This is a genomic window from Bradyrhizobium sp. MI1.7 (genome assembly GCF_055811795.1).
On record NZ_JBVVPO010000164.1, the window covers coordinates 1 to 3909 of the forward strand.

The window sequence follows — 3909 nt, forward strand, 5'->3', positions numbered from 1 at the left end:
CGACCCAGTACGCCGCGGCTCCTCGGTTCTATCGCTGCCGTCTCTGGAATACTGGATTGCCCGCTTTCGCGGGCAATGACAGCGGAGTGTGTGATGAGCAGCAGGCCTACAACGCCCGCACCTGCCAGAATCGCAGCGTCCGCCGCGCGTTCTCCGACGTCATTCGCGCGTAATTGCTTTTCGCCCTCGCGATATCGGCGGGTTTCATCGCGCCGGTGGCAAAGCGACTCTCGAGCACGGCGGCTGTGGTTTCCCAGCTGAGCTGGGCCGCCTTGCACGGCACCAGCAAGCCGTCCTCGCGCAGGCTCTGCATCAGCGGGCGAATCACTTCGACGGTCGATCCGGACAGGGCCGCTAATGCAGCCACGGTTTCCTCGTAGCGCCGCTGCGTGGCGAAGCCGAGCAGCGTCGCCTCGGTCAGCTGGCCCGTCGCCTTGAGATTTGCGATGGCCCGCTTGGCGCCTTCGAAATCGCGGACGGCCGACATCTCGCGCTCGACACCGACGGTCACGGCGGCGATCGCGCCCTGGATCTCCTCGAACAGATGCGGCGGTGCGCGCGACAGCAGCCGGGTGCGCACGGCATCCGTCGCAGAACGCAGCAACCGGCGGCGCAAATCGGACGGCAGGTCGACGCGGACGCCGACGCTCACGGCGAGCTCGGGATCGGCCTCCGCTTGCCCGACGATGACGGCAAATCCGTTTCCGGAAACGCGCGCGCCGGGATTGGCGGCAAGCCGCCGGCTGACGCTGGGATAGCGCCGCGCCAGCAGCGCGTCGGTGACGATCTCCTTGAGCCACCAGCGACCGGCGACCGCGAGCAGATGCGATTCGCCCTTGCTGGAGGCGATCTTCACCAGCTCGCCATCGTCGAGGCGCGCGGATTCCTGGAGCACGGGGCCGGCGATGCGAATTTCGTCATTATTGGCGAGGCGGCGGATCACGGAGGGCGGCGCCTGCGCGATCGGCGCAAGCTGCGCGCTGATCTCGGCCAGCGCAACGCGTGCGCCCATGTCGGCGATGGCGCGCAGCTCGATGGTGCCGATCAGGCGCTCGAGCACGTCGTCGAACAGCGCGATCTGCTCGTTGCCAAAACTTCCGGCGGAGGAGAGGAACAGGTCGGTGACGCGGCGGGCCGTTTCCAGGCCCTTTTCCGCCGAGCCGAGCCGAATCGCTGATTCGACTTCATCGATGATCGAAAACTCGGCCGTGGACATGACGCGTTGCTCGTCCTGAGCGAATGACGGAAGCTTGTTCTAAGCAATCGCTATCAATAGAGACGAGCACTGAACGTTTCGTAAACCACGGGGCGGAAGGCGAGCACTGCTTTGCTCCCCGACCGGCCACTGCTCCTCATCCTGAGGAGCCCGCGAAGCGGGCGTCTCGAAGGATGGCCGCGGGCGACAGTCGGGCCTTCATGGTTCGAGACGGCGCTGATGCGCCTCCTCACCATGAGGGGCTAAAACTATTCCCCATTCCACCCGCAGGCGCGGAGCTTGTCGTGCATGTGGGGCGGGGCCGGCGCGACCACGCGGATCGGCTCCTTGTTCCGGGAGATCGGTACCACGATCTCGCGGGAATGCAGGTGCAGCCGCGGCTCGCCGAAGCGCGGGCCGTTGCCGTAAATGTTATCACCGAAGATCGGCCAGCCGGTCGACGCCGAATGCACCCGCAATTGATGGGTTCGGCCGGTCACCGGTTCCATGGCGAGCCAGGTCAGCCCGTCGCCCCGGCCCATCACCTTCCAATTTGTGACGGCTTTCTGCCCTTCTGGGTCCGGCTTCTGCCACCAGCCGCGCTCGGCATTGAGCCGGCCGAGCGGCATGTCGATGGTGCCTTCGTCCTCGGCAGGGCCGCCCTCGACCACGGTCCAGTAGGTCTTGCCGATCTTGCCGTGCTTGAAGAGGAGGCCGAGTGAGGCCGTCGCCTTGCGATGGCGGCCGAGCACGAGGCAACCGGAGGTGTCCTTGTCCAGCCGGTGGGCCAGCACCGGCGGCCGCGGCAGGCCGAAACGAAGCGCATCGAACGACGTTTCCAGATTGGCCCCGCCCTTGGGGCCGCGGTGCACCGGCAGGCCGGCGGGCTTGTCGATGACCAGCATCAGCCCGTCGCGATGGAGCACGCGCGCCAGGATCTCGTCGGCGGTCAATTCGGGAACATCGAGCAATTGCAAGACTTTCGGTCAACACTTTCGTTTGGGAGCCGGAACGGCTAACACACCGCCACCATGAACGATACCACGTCAGATCCCCCCAAGCTGAGCTGGTGGCGCCGCCTGTCCAACGGGCTGAAGCGCACCTCGTCCTCGCTCGGGACCGCGGTCGCCGACCTCGTCACCAAGCGCAAGCTCGACCGCGCCATGCTCGACGACATCGAGGACGTGCTGCTGCGCGCCGACCTCGGCACGTCGGTCGCGGTGCGGATCGCGGACGCCGTCGGCACGGGCCGCTACGACAAGGCGATCTCGGCGGACGAGGTCAAGGACGTCGTCGCCACCGAGGTCGAGAAGGTGCTGGCGCCGGTGGCAAAGCCGCTCGAGATCGATACGGCCAAGAAGCCGTTCGTCATCCTCGTGGTCGGCGTCAACGGTTCCGGCAAGACCACGACCATCGGCAAGCTCTCGCAAAAATTCGCATCCGAGGGCCGCAAGGTGATGCTGGCCGCCGGCGACACGTTTCGCGCGGCCGCGATCGAGCAGCTCAAGGTCTGGGGCGAGCGCACCAGGACGCCGGTCATCGCTGGCACCCAGGGCTCGGATTCGGCAAGCCTCGCCTTCAACGCGCTGACGGCAGCGAAGGAGCAGGCCATCGACGTGCTCCTGATCGACACCGCCGGCCGCCTGCAGAACAAGGCCGAGCTGATGAACGAGCTCGAAAAGGTCGTGCGCGTGATCCGCAAGGTGGACGACACTGCGCCGCATGCCGTCTTGCTGGTGCTTGATGCTACGGTCGGCCAGAACGCGCTGTCGCAGGTCGAGGCCTTCCATCGCACGGCGGGGGTCACCGGCCTCGTGATGACGAAGCTCGACGGCACCGCGCGCGGCGGCATTCTGGTGGCGCTCGCGGAGAAATTCAAACTGCCGGTGCATTTCATCGGCGTCGGCGAAGGCGTCGACGATCTCGCGCCGTTCACCGCGCGCGATTTCGCCCGTGCGATCGCCGGAATCGAAAGCTGAGAATGGACAAGACCCAGCCGCATCCGCTGTTCAAGCTCGCGACCGAGCTCGGTCCGCTGCTCGTGTTCTTCTTCGTGAATGCGAAGTTCAATCTGTTCGCCGCGACCGGCGCCTTCATGGTCGCGATCGTCGCGGCGATGATCGCGTCCTATGTGGTGACGCGCCACATCCCGATCATGGCGATCGTGACAGGCGTGATCGTGCTGGTGTTCGGCACGCTGACGCTGGTGCTGCACGACGAGACCTTCATCAAGGTCAAGCCGACCATCATCTACGGCCTGTTCGCGGCGATCCTCGGCGGCGGGCTGTTGTTCGGCCGCTCCTTCATCGCCGTGATGTTCGACCAGATGTTCAACCTGACCCCGCAGGGCTGGCGCATCCTCACGCTGCGCTGGGCGCTGTTCTTCGCCGGCATGGCCATCCTGAACGAGATCGTCTGGCGCACCCAGAGCACGGACTTCTGGGTGAACTTCAAGGTGTTCGGCGTCACCCCGATCACGATGATCTTCGCCATCGCCCAGATGCCGCTGACCAAGCGCTACGGGATCGAGCCGGCGTCGCTGGAGGCGAGCGAGGCCGAGGCGGGGGATGTAAGGAAAAGGTGACGGTCTCTCAGCTCGTCATTGCGAGCTGAAATGCGGCCATACACTCAACTGTCATCGCCCGGCTTGACCGGGCGATCCAGTATTCCAGAGACAGTCGTGAGATACGGTGAGGCCGCGGCGTACTGGATGC

4 protein-coding genes are annotated in these 3909 nt (G+C 65.6%); 2 read left to right on the top strand and 2 right to left on the bottom strand.

What is annotated here, in order from left to right; translation table 11 throughout:
- Positions 1-106 precede the first annotated feature (106 nt).
- Positions 107-1216 (bottom strand): DUF2336 domain-containing protein, encoded by a 1110-nt coding sequence (locus AC0L3X_RS46625; RefSeq protein WP_071908656.1) that lies wholly within the window; start codon positions 1214-1216, stop codon positions 107-109.
- A gap of 248 nt (positions 1217-1464) precedes the next feature.
- Positions 1465-2166 carry an RluA family pseudouridine synthase gene (locus AC0L3X_RS46630; protein WP_063985990.1) on the bottom strand — a complete coding sequence of 234 codons (702 nt, stop codon included), beginning with the start codon at positions 2164-2166 and terminating at the stop codon, positions 1465-1467.
- A gap of 60 nt (positions 2167-2226) precedes the next feature.
- On the opposite strand from AC0L3X_RS46630, the gene ftsY reads away from it, so the two are divergent.
- On the top strand, positions 2227-3174 hold the full coding sequence (ftsY, locus tag AC0L3X_RS46635; RefSeq protein ID WP_063980402.1) for a signal recognition particle-docking protein FtsY: 948 nt from the start codon (positions 2227-2229) through the stop codon (positions 3172-3174).
- A 2-nt stretch (positions 3175-3176) separates the two neighbouring features.
- Positions 3177-3779, top strand: coding sequence for a septation protein A (locus tag AC0L3X_RS46640; protein WP_071908654.1), 603 nt, complete (start codon positions 3177-3179; stop codon positions 3777-3779).
- The last annotated feature ends 130 nt before the right edge of the window (positions 3780-3909 follow it).

Bases quoted from the DNA above. Each gene is read 5' to 3' on its own strand.
- AC0L3X_RS46625 (WP_071908656.1), bottom strand. From the start codon at position 1,216: ATGTCCACGGCCGAGTTTTCGATCATCGATGAAGTCGAATCAGCGATT.
- ftsY (WP_063980402.1), top strand. From the start codon at position 2,227: ATGAACGATACCACGTCAGATCCCCCCAAGCTGAGCTGGTGGCGCCGC.
- AC0L3X_RS46640 (WP_071908654.1), top strand. From the start codon at position 3,177: ATGGACAAGACCCAGCCGCATCCGCTGTTCAAGCTCGCGACCGAGCTC.